Annotated in this window: 17 protein-coding genes; 10 read left to right on the forward strand and 7 right to left on the reverse strand. The window is 69.3% G+C overall.

Going from position 1 to position 20,932, the window contains the following annotated elements; genetic code table 11:
- Positions 1-96: 96 nt before the first annotated feature.
- Genes KF709_11015 through KF709_11025 form a run of 3 tightly spaced genes read left to right on the forward strand, consistent with a single transcriptional unit; the run spans position 97 to position 1,754 of the window.
- Positions 97-567 carry a hypothetical protein gene (locus KF709_11015; protein ID MBX3174934.1) on the forward strand — a complete coding sequence of 157 codons (471 nt, stop codon included), beginning with the start codon at positions 97-99 and terminating at the stop codon, positions 565-567.
- Positions 549-1,025 (forward strand): transcriptional repressor, encoded by a 477-nt coding sequence (locus KF709_11020; protein ID MBX3174935.1) that lies wholly within the window; start codon positions 549-551, stop codon positions 1,023-1,025. The genes KF709_11015 and KF709_11020 overlap by 19 nt, the downstream gene beginning before the upstream one ends.
- The gene (locus KF709_11025; protein ID MBX3174936.1) at positions 1,026-1,754 is read left to right on the forward strand and encodes a sulfite exporter TauE/SafE family protein; all 729 of its coding nucleotides are present in this window, start codon (positions 1,026-1,028) and stop codon (positions 1,752-1,754) included.
- 80 nt (positions 1,755-1,834) lie between these two features.
- Here the strand turns inward: KF709_11025 and KF709_11030 are convergent, their stop codons facing one another.
- Entirely contained in the window at positions 1,835-2,347 is a 513-nt protein-coding gene (locus KF709_11030; GenBank protein MBX3174937.1) for a porin family protein, read from the reverse strand.
- 279 nt (positions 2,348-2,626) lie between these two features.
- Here KF709_11030 and KF709_11035 point away from each other — a divergent pair, with 279 nt between their 5' ends.
- On the forward strand, positions 2,627-3,403 hold the full coding sequence (locus tag KF709_11035; protein ID MBX3174938.1) for a hypothetical protein: 777 nt from the start codon (positions 2,627-2,629) through the stop codon (positions 3,401-3,403).
- Positions 3,404-3,502: 99 nt separating this feature from the next.
- Here KF709_11035 and ggt read toward each other — a convergent pair whose 3' ends face one another.
- Both ggt and KF709_11045 read right to left on the reverse strand, forming a co-directional pair.
- Complete coding sequence (gene ggt / locus KF709_11040) at positions 3,503-5,248, reverse strand: gamma-glutamyltransferase (GenBank protein MBX3174939.1); 1,746 nt, start codon at positions 5,246-5,248, stop codon at positions 3,503-3,505.
- A gap of 3 nt (positions 5,249-5,251) precedes the next feature.
- Positions 5,252-5,905 (reverse strand): hypothetical protein, encoded by a 654-nt coding sequence (locus KF709_11045; GenBank protein MBX3174940.1) that lies wholly within the window; start codon positions 5,903-5,905, stop codon positions 5,252-5,254.
- On the opposite strand from KF709_11045, the gene murQ reads away from it, so the two are divergent.
- The 4 genes from murQ to KF709_11065 all read left to right on the forward strand — a co-directional run bounded on the left by murQ (position 5,847) and on the right by KF709_11065 (position 11,445).
- Positions 5,847-6,887, forward strand: a complete 1,041-nt coding sequence (murQ, locus tag KF709_11050) for an N-acetylmuramic acid 6-phosphate etherase (GenBank protein ID MBX3174941.1) — start codon at positions 5,847-5,849, stop codon at positions 6,885-6,887. The two genes, KF709_11045 and murQ, sit on opposite strands and share 59 nt — an antisense overlap.
- Positions 6,884-8,029, forward strand: a complete 1,146-nt coding sequence (locus KF709_11055) for an anhydro-N-acetylmuramic acid kinase (protein MBX3174942.1) — start codon at positions 6,884-6,886, stop codon at positions 8,027-8,029. Before murQ ends, KF709_11055 begins: the two co-directional genes overlap by 4 nt.
- Complete coding sequence (locus KF709_11060) at positions 8,026-9,489, forward strand: hypothetical protein (GenBank protein MBX3174943.1); 1,464 nt, start codon at positions 8,026-8,028, stop codon at positions 9,487-9,489. Before KF709_11055 ends, KF709_11060 begins: the two co-directional genes overlap by 4 nt.
- Before the next feature lie 63 nt (positions 9,490-9,552).
- Positions 9,553-11,445: a serine/threonine protein kinase gene (locus KF709_11065; GenBank protein ID MBX3174944.1), complete on the forward strand. Its 1,893-nt coding sequence runs from the start codon at positions 9,553-9,555 to the stop codon at positions 11,443-11,445.
- Here KF709_11065 and KF709_11070 read toward each other — a convergent pair.
- From KF709_11070 to KF709_11085, 4 genes are all read right to left on the reverse strand, one after another.
- Positions 11,442-12,833 carry a trypsin-like peptidase domain-containing protein gene (locus KF709_11070; GenBank protein ID MBX3174945.1) on the reverse strand — a complete coding sequence of 464 codons (1,392 nt, stop codon included), beginning with the start codon at positions 12,831-12,833 and terminating at the stop codon, positions 11,442-11,444. The two genes, KF709_11065 and KF709_11070, sit on opposite strands and share 4 nt — an antisense overlap.
- Positions 12,833-14,014 carry a Stp1/IreP family PP2C-type Ser/Thr phosphatase gene (locus KF709_11075; GenBank protein ID MBX3174946.1) on the reverse strand — a complete coding sequence of 394 codons (1,182 nt, stop codon included), beginning with the start codon at positions 14,012-14,014 and terminating at the stop codon, positions 12,833-12,835. The genes KF709_11070 and KF709_11075 overlap by 1 nt, the downstream gene beginning before the upstream one ends.
- A gap of 100 nt (positions 14,015-14,114) precedes the next feature.
- On the reverse strand, positions 14,115-15,836 hold the full coding sequence (locus KF709_11080) for a protein kinase (GenBank protein ID MBX3174947.1): 1,722 nt from the start codon (positions 15,834-15,836) through the stop codon (positions 14,115-14,117).
- Complete coding sequence (locus tag KF709_11085) at positions 15,833-16,960, reverse strand: FHA domain-containing protein (protein ID MBX3174948.1); 1,128 nt, start codon at positions 16,958-16,960, stop codon at positions 15,833-15,835. The genes KF709_11080 and KF709_11085 overlap by 4 nt, the downstream gene beginning before the upstream one ends.
- Before the next feature lie 192 nt (positions 16,961-17,152).
- Here KF709_11085 and KF709_11090 point away from each other — a divergent pair, with 192 nt between their 5' ends.
- Together KF709_11090 and KF709_11095 are read left to right on the forward strand one after the other, a co-directional pair.
- The gene (locus KF709_11090; GenBank protein ID MBX3174949.1) at positions 17,153-20,236 is read left to right on the forward strand and encodes a hypothetical protein; all 3,084 of its coding nucleotides are present in this window, start codon (positions 17,153-17,155) and stop codon (positions 20,234-20,236) included.
- Positions 20,236-20,754, forward strand: coding sequence for a gamma carbonic anhydrase family protein (locus KF709_11095; protein ID MBX3174950.1), 519 nt, complete (start codon positions 20,236-20,238; stop codon positions 20,752-20,754). Before KF709_11090 ends, KF709_11095 begins: the two co-directional genes overlap by 1 nt.
- Positions 20,755-20,932: the final 178 nt, after the last annotated feature.

The following is a 20,932-nucleotide window of genomic DNA, read 5'->3' on the forward strand; positions in this document are numbered from 1 at the left end:
GCGCAGTATCTCCGTGTCTCCGTGTCTCCGTGGTTGAAGGCAGTTTTCCAGCACCCCACGCGTTGAATAAGCCCCTCAAACCGGCGAGATTTCAGGATGACGCAGAGCATCCCCCTCGCCTCGGACGCCCGCGAGCGCTTCCTGATGGAAATCGCCGCCGTGGTCCCGCCGCAGCGCCTGGCAGAGGTCCATCTGTTTCCACCGCTTCGCCAGGGCACCATCGAGACCGGCGTGGCTGTGATCGCCGCGATGCCGGAAGGAGCGAGCCCGGCCGGCGACGAGCCAACCGAGCCCGCCGCAGCCGAGGAGTTCCCCGAGGGCGCCACCATCTCCTCGCGCCACGTCGTCTACACGGCCCGCTATCGCTGGACCCGCAAGGGGCCAGACCGCGGCAAGTGGGAGTCCGAGGTCATCGCCGAGGCCGATGTGCCCCTGTTGACCGTGGACACCGTGGTCCAGGGCGTGAAGGCCCGCGCCGACGAGCCCTACGAGTCCGAGCGGATGAGCGGCGACGCCGCCCGCGCCCTCATTGCCCAGGCCCAGCGGCGGTGGCAGACCACCCCGTAGTCGAGCGCTTCATCGGCTACCTGCGCGAGCACAACCTGCCCGTGACGGCGCAGCGGCTCGCCATCGCCGAGGTGCTGCTCACCGCCGATCGCCACCTTTCGGCCGAGGAGATCGCCGAGGAGGTCTCGGCACGCGGTCGGAAGGTCGGCACCGCGACCGTGTACCGCGCCATCGACACGCTGCTGGAAAGCGGGCTGATCACCGAGCGCGACTTTGGTGAGGGCTTCCGGCGCTTCGAGCCCACGCGCGATGTGCCGAACCACGAGCACCTCGTCTGCACGCAGTGCGGCAAGGTTGAGGAGTTCCGCGACGAGCGCCTCGAACGCATGACGACCATCGTGGCCGAGTCGCGGGGCTTCGCGCGGCAGCGGCATCGATTGGTCATCCACGGGATCTGCAGCGGCTGCCAGCGTGGCGGCGCGCGCCCCTCCGCTTCAACCCCTTGGGGTCGCCAGTAAATGGAATCCGGAGCTTCGCTCGGCCTCTTCATCGCCTTTGCCGGCGGCTTGCTGAGCTTCCTCAGCCCCTGCGTGCTGCCGCTGGTGCCGAGCTACGTCACGTTCATCACGGGGATGAACCTCGAGGACCTGCAGCGCTCCAAGCGCACGACGCTGATCCACGCGACGCTGTTCGTGGCGGGCTTCACGCTGATCTTCCTCGCGCTGGGCGCCGGGGCCACCGTCTTCGGCCAGCTGATGCTGCGCTATCGCGACGTGATCGCGCGGGCGGGCGGGGTGTTGATCATCATCTTTGGCCTGTACCTGATGGGCGTGTTCAACCTCTCCTTCCTGATGAAGGACACGCGGCTGCACCTGGCCGACAAGCCGCTGGGCTTCCTTGGGACCATTGTGGTTGGGATTGCCTTCGGCGCCGGCTGGTCGCCCTGTATCGGGCCTATCCTCGGGGCCATCCTGACGATGGCGGCCAACGAGGCCGACTTGGGGCGTGGACTGACGCTGCTCTTTGCCTACTCCCTGGGCCTGGCGGTGCCCTTCCTGTTCGCCGCGCTGATGGTGGAACGCTTCCTGGCACTCTTCCAGCGTGTGCGGCAGTACATGGTCTGGGTGAACCGTACGGCGGGCGCCCTGCTGGTCTTCGTCGGGGTGCTGATGGCGACCAACCGGTTCACGATGCTTTCGAATTGGCTACAGGACTTCACGCCGGAGTTCATCCTGAACCGGATATAAGGTCCGGCGACGAGTGGTCCGGACGCAAAGACGCCCCGCCGCGCTGAGCGCGGCGGGGCGTCTGCCTGCAGGAGCGTCGCTTAGAAGCGGATGCCGACGCGGACGGGGAGCGACGTGGTGGCGTCGCCTTCGCTCATGATGCTGCGATACACAACTTCGGCGAACAGCTTGGCGCTGGACATCTCGAAGTTGAAGCCGGCGCCGACGTTCCAGGCCAGATCCGACTCGTCGAACACGTCAAGCTTCTGCTGGTAGTAGCCGATGCCGACGAGCGCATAGGGCATCAGGCCCGTGCCCGTGTTGATCGGAATCATGCCGTTGACCATCACGCCGAGCTGGGTCCAGTTCTCGTCGACGCCGTCGAGCGAGAAGGTCGACCAGTCGAGGTCGACGCGCAGGCTGAGCTTGTCGTTGATCGGCTGATAGAAGTTGCCACCGATGCTGAAGCCCATGTCGGCGAAGTCACCGAACTCGCCAGTCGGCAGCGCGATACCCGCCATCGCACCGAAACGGCCCTGGGCCTCCGCGGTGGACGAAACAGCCACGAGGAGGGCGGTGGCGGCAATGGCGCCGCGAACAAAACGAGCGATCATCAGAGTCCTCTCTAGGAGAAGTGTTCACGGCGCCCTTCGGACCCGTCGGACGACGAGACCAGGGTGCCGGCCCTGCATTCTTGCCCTTCTGACGCGCGGAAATCGTAAAGGTTTCACCTATACATCACCGGTGTACTAATCCTTGCCACCCCGGCATCTGGAGGTCGACTGGCGGTCCGCCTCGTGAGCCAGGTCACACCCGCTGCCCTCGGTTGTGGCTAGCTGTGTACCCACCGAGATTTAGGCGTCCGAAACTCCCCATCACGATTGAGGTTTGCCATGATTGCCACCACGACGCGTCGAGTAGCCCTCGCGTTCGCCGCCCTGACCCTCATTGCCGCCTGCGGTGGCGGTGATCCCGCCGCCGACGAGGGGCGCGAGATCGAACTCGCCCCTGCCGCCGCCGACGCCCCGATGAACGACGCCGCGGCCACGCCGCCATCCTCCTCGACCTCGACCCCGGCGCCGGCCCCGACGAAGTCCGCCGCCCCCGCGCCTGCCCGCCCGTCGACCAGCACGGCCAGCAACCGCAGCGCCTCGCTCGCCGTCGGTACTGCCATCACGGTCGCCTCCGCCGACAAGATCTGCACCAACACCCACAAGGTCGGTGACCGCTTCACCGCCACGGTCACCGAGGCCGTCGCCGGGTCCAACGGCGGCTCGCTCGCGGCCGGAACGGCCGTGACGCTCGAAGTCGTGGAGTCCGAGCGCGGCGAGAACTCTCAGGAGAAGGTCAAGCTGGCCTTCAAGCCGATCTCGATTGATGTCGCCGGACAGACCCGGACCCTCGCAGCTGACATCACCCAAGTCGCGAAGCTCGAGTATGTGCGCGTCCAGAGCACCGGCACCCAGGCCAAGAAGGTCGCCACCGGTGCCGCCATCGGCGCCGTCGCCGGCCAGCTGCTGGGCAAGGACACCAAGAGCACCGTCGCCGGCGCCGCTGTCGGCGCCGTGGCCGGTGGCGCCGTCGCCGCCGCGACCACGGACTATAACGGCTGCCTCGCCGCCAATGCGCCGATCACGGTGACGCTGACCGAGGCGATGAATCTTCGGTAGGACAAAGGTTGTAGGACGAAGGACGAAAGAGAACGGCGATGCGGAGCCTCGAGCCCCGCATCGCCGTTCTCTTTCGTCCTTCGTCCTTCAACCTCCGACCTAGTATCCCACCGCGCCCCCGCTCCCGCGCGGCTCATGCACCCCGTGCCAGCCCCCCGGCACCCGCATCACCGCATTCACGTTCGCAATCCCTTGCTGCATCGTGAGCGTGTGTCCCATCCGCTCCAGCCGCCGCAGCTCCCGCGGCGCAAAGCCCTGCGCCTCATAACGGATCGCATCCGGTAGCGCCTGGTGGTGCATCCGCGGTGCCCGCATCGCGTCCACCAACGACATCCCGTGCTCGATCACGTTCAGGATCACCTGCGAGGTGGCTGTGATGATCGTCGGCCCCCCCGCCGCGCCGACCACGAGCAGCACCTGCCCTTCGCGGTCCAGCACGATCGTCGGTGACATCGCGCTGAGCATGCGCTTGCTAGGCTGGATGGCGTTGGCCTCGCCCTGCACCAGCCCGAACATGTTCGCCGTGCCCGGCTGCGCGGCGAAGTCGTCCATCTCGTTGTTCATGAAGAAGCCGCCGCCCGGTACCCACACCGCCGAGCCATAGCCGCCGTTGATCGTCGTCGTCGTCGCGACGGCGTTGCCCTTGGCATCCACCACGGAGTAGTGCGTCGTGTGCTCTGGCTCGGGCGCGGCGTCGAATGCCGGCGTCTCCGAGGCTTTCCGCGGATTGATGTCCGACGCCAGCTTCGCGGCGTAGTCCTTGGAGGTCAGCTCATCGCGCGGCACGGGCACAAAATCGGCATCGGCCAGCTTCGCGTTGCGATCCATGAACGACCGCCGGAACGTCTCGGCCAAGAGGTGCACGTACTGCGCCGTGCCGAACGGCGGCAGCGGCGCGAATTGTTCGAGGATGTTGAAGCTCTCCGTCATCGTGATGCCACCCGAGCTCGCCGGCGGCATCGTGATCAGCGTGTAGCCGCGGTAGGTCGAGATCACGGGCTCGCGCCACTTGGCCTCGTAGCGCCGCAGGTCCTCGCGCGTGATGATGCCACCGCCGCGCTGCATCTCATCCACGATGGTCTGGCCCACCGGCCCATCGTAGAACGCCTTGGGGCCCTGGTCGGCAATCAGCTGCAGCGAGCGAGCCAGGTCGGACTGCACGAGCATCCCGCCGGGCGGCACGGGCGCACCGCCGGGATAGAACAGCGCGCAGCCGGCGAAGCGGCAGAGGCGTTCCTGGCTGCCACGCAACGACCGGAAGAGCGCGCTGTCCACCGCGAAGCCATCACGCGCCAAGCGGATCGCCGGCGCCATCACCTGCGCCAGACGCATCGTGCCGAAGCGCTCCAACGCCGCGTTCATTCCAGCCACCGCGCCGGGTACGCCGGACGCCAAGTGTCCGACCACGCTGCGGTCGGTGAGCTTGCCCATCGAGTCCACGTACATATCGCGCGTGGCCGCCAACGGGGCGATCTCGCGGTAGTCGAGCGCCGCCGTCCGCCCGTCGGCCATGCGGATCGTCATGAATCCGCCGCCGCCGATGTTCCCGGCAAACGGATACGTCACCGCCAGCGCGAAGCCCACGGCCACGGCGGCATCCACCGCGTTGCCACCGGCTTCGAGGATCTCCTTGCCCGCCTCGGACGCCAGGTCGCTGTTGCTCGAGACCATTGCCGAGGCCCCGAACGATGCTTCCTTGACGTCGTTGAGGCGCCAGCCCCCGGGGAAGGTGCCCGAGTAGCGCGCATCAGTGGTGGAACTCGTCGAGCGGCAGGCCGTCAGCGCAAAGGTCGCTGCCAGCAGCAGCGCGCCGGGCCGCCGCATTCCGCGAAAGAAGGCCAACATCGTCTACCGTCCTCCCCGGAGCCGGTACCGCAGCCCCAGTCTCGTGGCGTACTGCGTCTGCGAGCGCCGCGCGCCCGCCGGAAGTCCTTCCTTGGAGCCAATCGTCGTGCCGGCGTCCTGGACCAGCGTGACCGCCGCGCGCTCGCCAAGCGGGAAGGCGAAACCGTAGCCGATCACGATCGACAGCGCATTGCGTGGCTTGCTCTCCTCGCTCGAGAGGACGGCCTCGCCCGAGTAGTTGGTCCACTGCGCCCAGCCCGCGCTGACCTCGAGCAGTTGGTGGAACACCCGCGCCTCAGGCGAACGGAACGTCGCCATCACTTGGCGGAACTGGATCTCGCCGTCGGCGCCCGGTGCGCTGCTGAAGGCCACCGGCACGGTGGCGATGGTTCCGGTCACTCCGAGGCTGCCGGAACGCAGGCCGAAGTCGACGCCCAGTCGGTACTGGAACGCCTCGCCGAAGGCCCAAAGCGCGCCACTCTGGCCGTCCACTCGATCCGTGGTTTGGAAGTAGCCGACGTGCGCCTGGATGCCGATGGGGCGGTCCGACGCGTCCGAGGAGGGGACACGAATGATCTGGGCGGCACTCGAGGTGCCGATGGCGGCGTTGCAGACTGCCGCGGCGCCGAGGAGGCGCAACCGGGTGCGGAGGCTCATCACGCCCGATAACTTAGGGCGCAGGTCGCCACCGCGACACCGAGCCCACCCCGACTCCCCCATCGTGCTCGATCCCAGGGTCACCGAGCGTCGCAATCCCCGCAGCGCCGACATCGATCTCGCCTCGCCGCTCGAGATCGTGGACCTGATGAACGCCGAGGACCGGACCGTGGCCGACGCCGTGGCCACGCAGCGCGAGGCCATCGCCAGCGCCATCGCGTTGGTGGAGCAGGCCTTCCGCGCGGGGCATCGGCTCTACTATGTCGGCGCCGGGACCTCTGGCCGACTTGGCGTGCTGGACGCCTCAGAGTGTCCGCCAACCTTCGGCAGCGATCCCGAACTGGTGCAGGGCATCATCGCGGGCGGACCCGCGGCTCTGACGCGTTCTCAGGAGGGCGCCGAGGACCGGCTGGAAGACGCCGCCCGCGACCTGACTGCCGCGGGCGTGGCGGCGGGCGATGTCGTGATCGGCATCGCGGCGAGCGGCACCACGCCATACGTGCGTGCTTCACTGCGGCACGCCAAGGGGATCGGCGCCCACCCGGTGATCCTCGCCTGCTCACCGCCGCCGGCGGACGCCCTGGCCGACTGCGAGATCGCCATCCTGCCCATCACCGGACCAGAGGTCGTCACGGGCTCCACGCGGCTCAAGGCAGGAACGGCCACCAAGCTCGTGCTCAACACAATCACGACGGGTGCGATGATCCGCATCGGCAAGACCTACGGCAACCTGATGGTGGACCTGAAGGCGACGAACGACAAGCTGCGCGATCGTGCCGTACGGATGGTCCTCACGCTCTGCGGCGGATCACGCGATGGCGCGCGCGAACTGCTTGGGCGCGCCGATGGTTCGGTGAAGCTGGCGCTGGTGATGCAGAAGCTGGGCGTGTCCGCCGACGAGGCGCGTGCGAAGCTCGAGCAGGCCGGCGGCGTCGTACGACGTGTCATCCTCGACGCCCCGCCTGCCGTGGAGCGCGAGTGATCGGCGACGTGCTTGTCGGCTTGATGTCCGGCACTTCGCTCGACGGCATCACCGCTGCTGTCGTGCGCTTTGAGGAAGACGAGCAGGGGAATCCCTCGCCGTCGCTGCTCGCCCACGTGACGCGCCCCTACGCCGCTGCCGAACGCGCGCGACTCGCCGCCGCGCTCTCGGGCGTCTCGCCCGCCGAGTACGCGGCCCTCGACTTCGCGCTCGGTGGCTGGCTCGCCGAGGCGGCCCTCGCCGCCGTCGCCGAGTCCGGTGTGGCGCGCGAGGACATCCGTGCCATCGCCTCGCACGGCCACACGGTGTGGCACAGCCCGCGTGAGGCCACCTGGCAGTTCGGCCAGCCGGCGGTCATCGCCGAGCGGCTCGGCGTCGACGTCATCGCCGACTTCCGCGTGCGCGACGTAGCCGCCGGTGGCGAAGGTGCCCCGCTGGTGCCGATCGCCGACGCGATGCTTTTCTCGCGCGACGACGGCTGGCGGCTGCTGCAGAACCTCGGCGGCATCGGCAACGTCACCGTACTGCCGCCGCGCGCTTCGGGAGACGACGCCCTCACCGCCGTGCGCGCCTTCGACACGGGCCCCGGCGTCTGCGTGATCGACGGCGTCGTGCGCCTGCTGCGTCCCGAGATGGACTTCGATCGCGACGGCAAGCTGGCCGCAGCAGGGCGACCCATCGAGTCGGTAGTCGAGTTCCTCCTCGCCGACCCCTGGTTCGACGCCCCGCCGCCCAAGAGCACCGGCCGCGAACGCTTCACCGCCGCGTACATCGCCGACGTCATCGCGCGCTGCCGCAGTGCCAAGCCGCACTGCAGCGACGAGGACATCGTGGCCACGGCCACCTGGCTCACCGCGCGCAGCATCGCCCGCGCTGTCGAGCGCTTCGTGCCGCAGCCAGTGGCCGACGTGCTGCTCTCCGGCGGCGGTGCGCGGAATCCAGCCCTGCGCGAAGCCATCGCAATGTCGCTGAGCCCGCGACTCGTGCGGCCCTTCGGCGAGCTCTACTTCGACGGCGACGCCAAGGAAGCCGTTGCATTTGCCTTCCTCGGCTGGCTGCACCTACGCGGCCTGCCGGGGAACGTGGTCGGCGCCACGGGCGCGCGTGGCCCACGCGTCCTCGGCGCCCGCTACCCGGCGTGAGCGACCCACTCGCCGCGCTGTTCGTTCCCGAACTGCGCTGGGACCGCGATCACGGCTTCTCCCATCTCATCGAGTTGGTCGAGGAATGCCTCGCGCTCGGCGTCGGGGGATTCGTGCTGCGCGGCGGGCCCCGCGAGGCGGCGCGTGCGTTCATTGCGGAGTTGCAGTCGGCGTCGCGCCTGGGATTGCTCATTGCCGCGGAGGCGGAGCGCGGGGCGGGGCAGGCGTTCACCGATGCGACGGGCCTGCCGCCTGCCGCCGCACTCGGCGTGCTGCGCGACGAACAGCTCGTGCGCCGCGCCGCGAGGCTCACTGCGCGCGAACTGCGCGCGATCGGCGTGAACTGGGCGCTGGCGCCCTGCGCCGACCTTGCCCTGACAACGGAGAACCCACTGCTCGGCTCGCGTAGCTTCGGTGCCGACGTGCAGAAGGTGGCCGAGTGGGTCGTGGCCTGGAGCGACACTTGCCAGGCCGAGGGCGTGATGGCCTGCGGCCTGCATCTGCCGGGAGTCGGTCGACTCCACACTGATCCGGCGCTCGACACCAACGCCGCGATCACCGCGTCCGGAGAAACGCTTTGGAACGCAGATCTGGTCCCGTTCCGCGCGCTGGTGGACGCCGGCGTGGCAACGCTTCTCGTCTCACAGGTGTCGTATCCCCAGTTGGATACGAGTGCCGTCCCCGCCGCGCAGTCGGCGCTTGTGCTGGAGCGACTCCTGCGCGGCGAACTCGGCTTCGAGGGACTGTTGGTGAGCGATGCGCCTGGCCAGGCCGCCGCGATGCGCGGTGGCACCGAAGCGGATGCAGCGCTGCGAGCGATCGCGGCGGGCTGTGATCTCGCGCTCGCGCCCAGCGATGTCGCCGCGGCGGTCGAAGGCGTGGATGCCGCGTTGCGCGATGGCGCGCTGCATCCCGACCGCGTGGACGCCGCGCTTGAGCGGCGGCACTTCTGGGCCGAGTGGGCTCGCGGCGAGGTGCTGCGTGAGGCCACACTCGACGATGTGCTCTGGGCACGCCAGGTTGCCGACACCGTCGTGCACGCCACGCGCGGCGTCATCGCAAACGTTGGGCCCGTGGTCGACGTCATACTGGTGGACGACGACGCCGATCGGGCTTGGGAGAATGCCGAGCGGCGCTGTGCGCCGTTGCTCGAGACGCTGCGCGCCGTGGGTCTCGCGCCGCGTGTGGTCGAGGGTCCGACGGACGAGGGCCGCGGCGCCGTGCTGGTGGTTGTGCTGGGAGAGCCGCGGCAAGGTCGCGGTCGTGCGGGGTACCGCGAGGACACGCGTCGACGCGTGGCCCGCGCGGTGTCGGAGTCGCGTGCGGCACGACGGTCGGTGCTGGGACTGGTGTTCGGGCCACCCGCGCTGGCCGAGGAACTCCCGGAGTTGCCGAATCTCGTCTGCGCGTGGAGCGGCGATCGCGCGATGCAAGCAGCGGCTGCGCGGCGATTGGCGTAACAATCCGAACCTCGCAGCGACGTTGTTCCGTACGTACCTTAGCAAGCCAAGACTGAGTAGACATTGACCGACGACTTCACCCAGACCCTGCAGGACGCACTCGCCCCGGGCTACACGCTCGAGCGGGAGCTGTCTGGTGGCGGGATGAGTCGAGTGTTCGTGGCCACGGACACGGCGCTGGGCCGCAAGGTGGTCGTGAAGGTGCTGCCGCCCGAGCTCGCCGCGGGCGTGAACCACGAGCGGTTCCGCCGCGAGATCCAGGTCGCCGCGCAGCTGCAGCATCCGCACATCGTGCCGCTGCTCTCCGCCGGTGAGCAGGGCGCGCTGATCTGGTACACGATGCCCTATATCAACGGGCACTCGTTGCGCGACGCACTGGCCCGCGGCGAGACCTACTCGCCAAAGGATGTCATCCGCTTGATGCGCGAGGTGGCCGAGGGCCTTGAGTACGCGCACGGGCTCGGCGTGGTGCACCGCGATATCAAGCCGGGCAACGTATTGGTGCAGGGCACTCACGCACTGGTCACCGACTTCGGCGTGAGCAAGGCCATCTCGGCGGCGATGCCGACCTCCGGCTACACAAGCGCCGGCATGGCAATTGGCACGCCGGCGTATATGGCGCCGGAGCAGATCGCGGCGGACCCCGCCGCCGACCATCGCATGGATCTCTATGCGTTGGGCCTGCTCGCCTACGAACTGCTGTCGGGCAAGGTGCCGTTCAAGGAGGCCTCGCCGCAGCAGACGATGGCGGCGCAGCTCACGCGCGATCCCGAGCCCATCGAGAAGATCCGGCCGGATGTGCCGGCGCCGCTGGCCGCGCTGGTGCGCCAGTTGCTCGCCAAGCTGCCCTCCGAGCGGCCGGCCAGCGCGCAGGCGGTGGTCGAGGCGCTGGATGGCATTCCGCTCTCGGGTGAGACGGCGGCCTTCCGGGCGATGCCGCGCCCGCGACGGCAGCGGGCGCAGACCGCCGTCGCGGCCTTGGTCGGCCTCGCGCTTGTTGCGGCCGCGTGGGCGATGGGGCAGCGACAGGGCTCCGAGGCCGTCGTGACGCAACTGCGCGACTCGCTGGCCGCAGCGGAGTCCCTGCAAGCCTGGGCGCCGACCGCGGCATTGCTCACACGTGAAGACTCCATCGCAATTGCCAACGCCGTGAGCGAGCGGATGGCGGCGCGGCCCACGCCGACGACCACGCGTGGCCGTCGCGACGATGCGCGCAACAACCTGCTTGTGGCGGATTCCATCCGCGTGCAGGTACAACGCATGGTCCTCGACTCGCTCCTGCGCCGGCAGGCGCTTGACGCCGCCGAGGCACAGGAGGTCGCGGCCGGCGTGAATGCCGCGCTGCAGGTGGCCGGGAACGTCCTGTCAACGGTCGTGCCCGAGGTCGCCGAGACGCCGCGCGTGGGTGTGCGCGACGGTCCGCGCGATGGTCCGCGCGAAGGGGCAACGGCTTTCCGCCTTGCGCCGCCCGAGGTTCGCGAGCCACCGCTGCTGCGCGGTCCGCGCCGTGTGGTGATCGCACCGCCGCGCTCCTCACGGGGTCGCCCCGATCTCGACGCCGTCGCGGCGACGCTGGTGGACACGCTGCGCCGCGCCATCGACACTCACCCGCGTTATGTCGCGGTCGCGCAGGACTCCGTGACCGCGGCACTCGCGTCCTCGCGCACCGTCAACGCGGTGCAGGAACGGCTCGACGCCGACCTCATCATCTCGTTCACGCTGATCCCCGCACGGGACAGCGTCGTGCGCCTGGTACAGATCCGCGATCTCACGGCGGCCCGCGGCTTCGAGATGCGCGTGGTCAGCACGACGGTGCCCGCGTCTGACCCCGCCGGCGGACTTGATCGGCTAGTTCCGATGACGCTGCGCACGATGCAGCAGTTGGAGCGCGAGACCGCGCGGCAGACGCTGCGGCCGCGCGATCCGCAGCCGCCTCGCGAGGCGCCGAAGCCCTAGCGCAGAATCTCGAGCGCGTCCATCGGCAGCATGGACGCCAAGCGGCTCGACGGCACCGCGTACACGATGCGCCCCCCACTTTCCGTGGCGCCGCCGTAGATCACGCCCATCACGTGGCCGTTGCTGTCGAAGACTGGCGAGCCACTGGATCCCTGCGCCGCAAAGGCATCGAGCTGCACCGTCTCGGCGAGGATACGGCTTACCGTGCCCACGCTGAGCGTGGCGGTGGGGCGCAGGGTGTTGATGTTGCCGCCCATTCCCTCGAGCCCGGTGCCCAGCGGGTAGCCGAGGATCGCCGCCGGTGCGCCGAGTCGTGTGGCCGCACCGTTGCGGGCCACGCCGCGCACCACCGGGTAACGGCCACTGGTCGTGATACGCAGCAGCGCAATCTCGTCCGTCGCGCTCACCAGTTCGATGCTCGCGCGCTTCCACTCGCCGCTGGTCCCATCGAAGGCCACTGCGATACGCTGCGCCCGCGTGCCGTCCTCCCGCTGCACCACGTGGCGGTTCGTGACGATCAGGCCGCTCTCGAGGACGTTGAACCCGGTGCCGCTGGCCAGCGTGGCGTCCGCAAACTCCACGGCCAGGAAGACCACGGCCGGCTGGTTCGCGGCGGCGATCGTCCCGTAGTCCATCGCCGCGATGCGGGCCGTGCGCGCCTGCTGGTCCCGCATCTCGGCGGCCAACGGCGCCACGTCGCCACCACGCGCCTGCTGCGCCCGCAGCTCCGAGGCGATGCGCTCCGTCTCAGCCCGCGCGGCCGCCAGCGAGGCGTCGGCGATGCCCGTCTCCTCCAGCTTGCGCTCCAGCGCGCGGGACAGCGAATCATTGGCCGCCAGCAGCGCCTGCAACTGCGCGCGGCCCTCGGCGGCCGTCTTCTGCGTCATCCACACGGCGGCCCCGGCGCCGACGATGACGACTGCCGTCAGTCCGATCACGAATCGCTTCAGCGCGCCCGTCTGTTTCTCCACCGCCATCGCCACGCGGACTTCCGTCCCCAAGCGGCCCTGGCCCTGCTTGGGCGCGCCCTTGGATGGCGTGGAGAGCTTGGTGGACGGTGCGGCGCCCGCGGCGGCCGAGGCCGCCACGCGGAACTCCGCAGTCGGACCCTCGCCGCCGAAGCGGATGACGTCGCCGTCCTTGAGCTCGTGCTCGCCGCTCAGGCGCTTGTCATTCACGAAAGTGCCGTTGGTGGAACCGATATCCACCAGCAGGTGCCGGCCCTCCACCGCCCGGATCTCCGCGTGCCGCGACGAGACCTCGAGATCGCGGTCCACGTCGAAGCGCAGGTCGTTGATCGGATGTCGCCCGATGGCCACCACTGCCTTGTCGAAGCGTTCGCGTGCCCCGCTTCGTGCGCCGCTGGTGATGCGGAGCTCGATAGCCATCAGTCGCGCAGCCAGCTGATCAACATCATCAGGATGACGATCCCGGTCAGCGCGCCAAAGAACCAACGCAGCGTACTCACGGGAATTCGCCCACCGGCCGGCACCTTCGGCTCCGGCGCCGGCGCGATGCGCACCGTCGGGCCGTCACCCGCGCGGCCGACCACCTGCGCCCCCTGCGGCTTCACGGGCTCGAGTTCGAGCGTCGGTATCTCCGACTCGTCCATCGTCGGCTCGTCCTCGTCCACGGCGCTGAGCTGCGGGATCGACGCGCGGTCGATCGGTACCGTCGCCCGCTCCTGCGAGCCGCGATACACGCGGTGCTCCGGCGCCTCGCCCCCCTGCGTCGGCAACCCGTCTCCCTCGAAGCGCGCCGCCACCACCGTGATGTTGTCCGGGCCACCCGCCTCGTTGGCGAGGTCGATCAGGCGCCGACAGACATCGACGAGGTCCTTCTCCTCCCGCACCACCTGCGCGATCTCCGGCGCCCGCACCTGGCCCGAGAGCCCGTCCGAGCAGAGGATCAGCACGTCGCCCCGCATCACCTGCTGCGAGGTCAGATCCACCTTGATGCGCGGTTCCGGTCCCAGCGCCTGCAGGATGATGTTGCGCCGTTCGCTCACCTCGGCTTCCTCCGGCGTCATCTCGCCGGCCTCGATGAGCTTCTGCATCAACGACTGGTCCTTCGTGATCTGGATGGCCTCGCCGTTGCGCACGATGTAGCCGCGCGAGTCGCCCACTTGGCAGAGGTACAGCGAATCGCCGAGGAAGCCGGCGATGGTCGCGGTCGTGCCCATCCCCCGGTTCTCCGGATGCTGCTGCGCGTAGCTGTGGATGGACGAGTTGGCCGAGTCCGTCGCGCCCTTGAGCGCGTGCGCAAAGGTCTCTGCGTCGGTGGCCTGCACGTTGCGCCAGCGCTGGTCGAGTTCGCGGAGGATGACCTCGACGGCCATCGAGCTGGCGATCTCGCCGGCGGCCGCGCCGCCCATGCCGTCGGCGACCATGAACAGCGTGCCGCGCTCGCCGGCGGTGTGCGTGCGCACTTCCGGCTGCAACGACGCATTGAACGTCGTCAGGTCCGCGACCGCGAAGGTGTCCTCGTTGTGCTCACGCGTGCGACCGACATCCGTGCGTCCGAAGACGTGGATGGTGACCGTGCCGCCGGAAGGGGAGTTGCCCGTCACGGAGTGGGAGTGCAGGGAGGGAGGACAGGGGACCCGCACATTCTATGTGCGGGGCCACGGGGCCGCGAGGCGATGGGTGACGGGGGGATGGTGATGTTGGTCACGGAGGGCACCCGTAGGCGGTGCGCATCTGCCGTGCCATCCCTTTCTCGAGGTCCGAGAGCGACGAGGCCAGCACCTGGGGCGCGTGGCGGCAGACACCGACGTCGTCATCGCGCAGCAGGGCGGCGTAGAAGAGCACGAACTGCGCGTTCTCGAGCTTGGTGCCCGAGAGGCGATCGAGCATCGGTTCCACTTCACGCCTCGCGCGCTGCCCGAGCACCGGCGCATCGGCGCTGTCCACGTTGCCGAGGAAGCGGTCGCGCCAGGTCTGCAGCAACTCCGCATCCACGTCGCGCGCGGGGGTGGTGCCCGGTGTCGTAGTCGGCGTCGTGCCCGGATTCCCCGCCGGCCGCGTATTCGTCTCCGGAACCTTGGTCCCACCGTCCAGCGGCCTGTTCATGTTCTGTGTGCCACCACCCGCAGGCGGCACTGGGGCCCCGCCTGCCTGCGAGTCCGGCGCTTGCGCCGTGTTTGTCTGCGCGCCAGGCGTCGCGGTCGATGGGTCCGTCCCCGGCTTCGCAAACTGCGAGTACCCGAAGTAGCCCAACACCGCCACGGCCGCCACGCCGCCGATCATCGGCACGAGCTTGGACTTCTTCTCCGGCACCACCGGCGTCGCCGACGACGCCCGGTCCGGAGACTTCGGCGCCACGCGCGTCGCCGGCATCGCCGCCGTCTTCGCACTCTGTCGCACCGGCGGCGCACCGGCAGACGCCGACTGCGCCCCGATCACCGCCGTCGCGCCCGCCGTCGCCGCCACCGACGGCATCGCACTCAGCGCCTCGGCAAAGTCGCGCCCGAACGTCGCCGCACTCTGGTAGCGCTCGGCAGCATCGCGCGCCAAGGCCTTGTCGAGCACCGACTGCACCTGCGCCGGCCACGCGATGTCACTGCGCATCTCGGCCAATGTCCGCGGCCGATCCGTCAGGCGCATGATCATCGCCTCCTGCGCCGTCTCGCTCGGGAAGGGCAGCGTGCCCGTCAGCGCATTGAACGCCACCAGCGCCAGCGAATAGATGTCGCTGCGCCCGTCGAGCTTGTCGCCCGACAACTGTTCGGGACTCATGTACTCGGGCGTCCCGACCACCAGGCCGGTCTTCGTCACCTTCTGCGCATCACTGGAACTCGCCTTCGCGATGCCGAAGTCCACGACCTTCACGAGGTCCGAGCCATCACGGTTCTTGGCGACCATGATGTTGTCGGGCTTCAGGTCGCGATGCACGATCCCCGCGTCGTGCGCCACCTGCAGCGCGTCGGCCGTCTGGTGCACGATGCTCGCCGCCCGCGCCGGCTCGAGCCCGTTGCCTTCCTCGATAAAGTCGGTGAGCGGCTTGCCCTCGATGAACTCCATCGCGAGGTAGATCAGCCCCTCGCTGGTCTCGCCGAAGTCGTAGATGCCGCAGATGTTCGGATGGCTGAGCCGCGACGCATTCGACGCCTCGCGATTGAAGCGCGCAATGGCATCGGGGTCGCTGTTCATCCCCGGGTTCATCACCTTCAGCGCGCTCTTGCGACCCATCTTCACGTGCTCGGCGAGGTACACCGTGCCCATCCCGCCCTCGCCCAGCTTCTTCATGATGTGGTAACGGTCGGCGATCACCGAGCCCAGCAGGTCCCCACTGGCATTCGACGAGCGCAGCGCCGTGCCGTCGCGCGGACAGAAACGCTCGCTCAGCGGATACTCGGTGCCGCAGGTCGGACAGACCTTTTGCTCGCTCACAGGCTCTCCACGCGCAGGGTCTGGTCGCCGAGCAGGATGCGCTGGCCGGCCTTCACCGGACGCTCGCCTCGCACTGCCACGGCAACGCCATTGCGGCTGCCAAGGTCGAGCACGATGAAGTCAAGGTCCTCGCTGCGCACTTCGGCGTGGCGTCCGCTCATCGTCTGGTCGTAGGGGAACAGCCAATCGCCGTCCGTGCGGCCAATCACGACCGAGCGCGCTGGCGAGAGATGGCAGGAGTCGCGCGCCGAGCCGTCGGCGCGCAGCTGCTGCACGACCGCGACGTCAGCGCTTGGCACGGCGGATCCAAGGCGCCGCGTGGCATCGGCCTCCGGCGGATTCGGGCCGGGGAAGCCGAGGCGGCGGAACCGGATGATCTGCGAACCCACGAGGATGGTGTCGCCGTCCTGCAGCTTGTACGGCTCCTGCTGGTAAAGCCAGGTGCCGTTCCGCGACCCGAGGTCGCGCAGGAACAGTTGCCCGTCGCGGAACGACAGTTGTGCGTGCACCGGGCTCATGTAGACGTCGTCGCCGAAGCGGATCTCGCCGTCGGCGCGGCCAATGGTGGCCTCGGGGCCATCCATCATCCACGTGCGCGCCGGCTGGCCCGCCGAATCGAGAATGGCGATTGTCGGGCCCTGATGCGTCGCGCGCGCGGAGAACACCGCCGTGCCCGGCGACGCCGAGGGCGGTTCGGCCGTGTGCGCGACGCGCGTGCCGCAGCGGGCGCAGAAGACGTCGACACCCGGGGTGACCTCATTGCCGCAGGACCCACAGAGCATCACGCTCACGTCGGGAGCAGGCGGCCCTTCGTTGGCCCGCGCACCGCATCGCGGGCAGAAGGGCAGCGCCGGGTCGATGGGCGTGCCGCAGAGCCGGCAGGGGGTCTTCATGCCGGCGCCGCCGCCCTGGCCCGTGGCCGGTTGGCGTGAGATGCGCGTGTCGGGAAGCGTGATATCCATAGGGTTCGGCGCCCGGGACGAGGCGCCGCTCGAACTTGCTGCAACTGGCATGCCGGGGACGGGGATCACGCGCGCACCACTGGCCACGACTGGCTTGCCGCAGTCTTGGCAGAACTTCAGGGAGGCGTCGTTGTCACGGCCGCAGAAGCTGCAACGGATCACGGATACGGGGCAGGAGGGGACGGCTCGGCGAATATACGGGCCGTGGAGGGGGGAGGGGAGAGGACGGCCACACCGAGAATAAGGCGCCGCCGCCCTCCCTTCCGAGCAGCGGAGCCGCCAACGACCCCCTCGTTGCCCTCCCAACGAACACGCGCTGCCCCAAGTGTCAGATGGCGGTGTAGCATTCGCGCGATGTCTCCCCCACCGATTCGCAGCGCCGCCCGCTCGACGGGCGTCGCTGCCCGTGCCTTGGGCGCGAACGCCCTCGTGAGAGCTGCCGCGGCGATTGCCGTCGGGATGCTCGTCAATGCCGGCGCCGGATCAATGGTGCAGGCCCAGGTGCACCCAGGCCTCGAGTGGCGCACCCTGCGCACCGAAGAGATCCGGGTGCACTTCACGCTCGAGACCGAAGACCTCGCGTACCGAACGCTGGCCAACGCGCTCTGGGCCTACCGCCGCCTGGCGCTCGAGCTGCCGACCCCGCGGGGTGTCGTCGACATCGTCGTGGCGGACAATGCCGACTGGGCAAACGGCCACGCCACGCCCTATCCGTCGAATCGCATCGTCATCTATGCACGCCCGCCGGTGGACGAGCCCGCGCTGCGCAACCACGTCGACTGGAACCGCCTCGTCGTCACGCACGAGATGGCGCACATCTTCCAGCTTGATCGCGTGGGCGGATGGTGGAAGCTTGCGCAACGCATCTTCGGTCGGGCGGCGCCGCTCTTCCCGCACACCTACGCGCCGAACTGGCTGCTCGAGGGGGTGGCCGTCCACTACGAGACACGCCTGACCGGTGGCGGGCGGCTCGCCGGCGCCGAGTTTCCCGCGGCGGTGCGCGCCCTGGCCCTCGAGGATGCCCTGCCGCCGCTCGACGCCATCGTGACCGGGCGTCCGTTCTATCCTGGCGGCAACACGCCGTACCTGCTCGGTGCCTACATCGCGGACCGAGCCGTGCGCCTTGATCCGCAGCATTCTCCGGCGGAGGCAATGGCGAGACTCTTCGACCGGATGAGCGGGCGTATCAATCCCTGGCGCCTCGACAAGAGCGCGCGCGAGGCGTTTGGCACGAGCTTCACCGGCATCTACAACGGCTGGCGGGACTCCGTGTACGCGGCCACACGAAGCGCCGGGCAATCCGCAACCGCGGGAGGCCAAAGCGGCCTCGCCAATGCTGATGGCCGAAGCGCCCTGGGCTCCGAGAACGATGTCCAGATTGTCGCGCCCGCCAACTGGGTCGCCCAGTTCCCGCGCTACGCCGCCGATGGCTCGTTGCTCTACGTGGCGGACAACCAGCGGCAAACGCCCGCGCTTTGCGAGGCCACCGCATCAGGGCGGTGCAACCGTAGCGGTCGACGCAACAGCGTGGACGCCAACACGCTGCTCGACGATGGACTCGCCCTCTCGGCCGAATACGAGCGCCGCGACCCCTACACGATCCGCAGCGATCTCTTCGTGCAGCGCGGCATCTGGCACCGCGCCTTCACCCGCGGCGAACGACTCGCGCATCCTGACGCGCACATTGCCAGCGGGCGCATCGTCGCCGTGCAGACGCGCCCCGGCACCACGGACCTCGTGCTGCTCGAGCGCGACTATCCGTTTCCGCGCACACTCGCCGCTGGCAGCCTGACCCGCAACTGGACCGAGCCGCGCCTGTCGAATGACGGCAAGCGTATCGCCGCGGTCCGCTGGGACTTCGGTGGACGCACGGCGGTGGTGCTGATGGACAGCACCGGCCGCGAATTTCAGCGCTTCGCACCGCGCGCCACGGATCGAGAGGGCCGGCTGGCGATCGTCTCTGCTCCGGTGTGGATGCCCGGCGACACGACTATTCTCTTCGCCAGCGACCACGACGGCGTGCCCAGCATCTACCGCGGCGATGTGCGCAGCGGCGCGTATGCCAAGCTCTGGCGCACGGCGACGGCGCTGCGGCATCCGAGCGTCTCGCCGGATGGACGGGAGATTGCTGCGGTGGAACTGCGCGCCGAGGGCTGGGCAGTGGTCACGCGGCCGATGCCGGCGTTGGGCGCGTTGCCCGCTGGTCCGCCGCCTGCGGACACGACGGCTGACCGCGTGCCCCTCGACGATGCGCCGCCGCTCAACCCGTCATTGGAGCGCTACCAGCCCGGACTGACGGCGCATCCGATGTGGTGGTTGCCCGCCATCGAGAGCACCGTCGACGCCAGCGCGAACGTCGGGTTCCTCGCCGGCGGAGTGGACGTGGTTGGCCGGCATCGCTGGGATATCACCTACATGCGCGACGTGAAGGCGCCGCGGACCACAATCCGAGCGGGCTACGACTATGCGGGCTGGGGCAATCCCGTGCTCAGCGCGAGCTACGAGGACGTGTGGTCGCACGGCGCCATCACCAACACGTCCGGTGCGCGCGTGGGCACCCTGTCGCGCTACGACCGCACGGCGACGCTCTCGGCATTCCTCTCGCGGCCTCGTGTGCGCTTGAGCACGTATGCGTTGGTTGCCACCGAGCTCGTGCTCCGCTCCTACCAGACGGATCCCGAGGGGCTGCTGCAGCTGCTTGGGTCGCAAGAGTTGCTTGATCTGGACGTGTTGCCACGCGTTGCATTGGTCACGGGATTCTCGACGATGCAGCGCCCCGGACTCTCCGTGAGCGTGGAGGACGGCGTCGCGGGGCAGGTTCTTCTGCGGCGCCGCTTCACCGAGGGCCGCGATGGCGCGGCGACGAACGAGGCCATCGCCGAGCTGAGCGTCGCGAAGTCGCTTCCGTTCCCAGGCTTCGCCCGCCACGTGCTCGCCCTGCGCGCGGCGCACGGCGCGACCGGCATCTACTCCAGCAGCTTGTACGACATCGGCGGGGTGAGCGGCGGCACCCTGACCATCCTGCCCGGCTACGCGCTTGGCAGCGAGCGCCGCAACTTTTTCGTGCGCGGATTCCGACCCGGCGCGCAGGTGGGCAACCGCGCCGCATCGTTGCACGCCGAGTACCGAGCGCCGCTGACACGGGTCGGACGCGGTGTCGGGCTCGTGCCGGCGAACGTGCAGAAGCTGTCGTTGATCGGTTTCGCGGACGCCGGCAGTGCCTGGTGCTCGGAGCGCATCCCCGACTCGCGCTTCTGCGGCCTCTCACGCCCGGGGCAGTCGTGGATTGCCTCGGCGGGCGGCGAACTCATCTTCGATGCCGCGCTGCAATACGATGTGCTGTACCGCATCCGGCTCGGCTACGCCGCTCCGGTGCACGGGGGCGACGCCGCGATCACCGGCCGCTCCGTCTACCTCACCTTCGGGAGCACGTTCTGATGGGCCAGGAGTATCGCGACTTCGCCCCGCATCTGTTCCGCGCGCCGCAGGTGCCGGCGACGGCCTGGGTGCACGCGAGCGCGGTCGTGATTGGCGATGTGACGCTGGGCGAGCACGCGAGCGTGTGGCCGACGGCGGTCCTGCGCGGCGACCGCGATGCCATCGCCGTCGGTGACGAGTCGAACGTGCAGGATGGGGCGGTGCTGCACGCAGACCCGGGCAAGCCCTGCCGCGTCGGCGCGCGCGTGACGATCGGCCACCGAGCCGTCGTGCACGGCTGCACCATCGAGGACGGCGCCCTCATCGGCATCGGCGCGATCGTGCTCAACGATGCAGTGGTGGGAGCCGGCAGCCTGGTTGCCGCCGGCGCAGTAGTGCCAGAGGGCCTGGTGATCCCTGCGCACTCACTCGTCGTGGGCGTCCCCGCGAAGGTGCTGCGCCCCCTGAACGACGAACAACGCCAGCGCGTAGCGCGCGGCTACGAGACCTACGTGCGTCTCAAGGAAGCGCACCGGTAGATCGGAGCGCAGAAGTTTGCCACAGAGACACAGAGACACAGAGACACAGAGACACAGAGGGTCGGCCGTTCGCGGTCCCCTCTGTGTCTCTGTGCCTTGTATGTCTCCCAAGGTACGTGGTACATCATCGGGGCGGCGGCAGCCCGAGCATCGTGTCAGGGGCCGGTCGAGCCCGTCA

This window comes from Gemmatimonadaceae bacterium (genome assembly GCA_019637445.1).
In the GTDB taxonomy this organism is placed as follows: Bacteria; Gemmatimonadota; Gemmatimonadetes; order Gemmatimonadales; family Gemmatimonadaceae; genus Pseudogemmatithrix.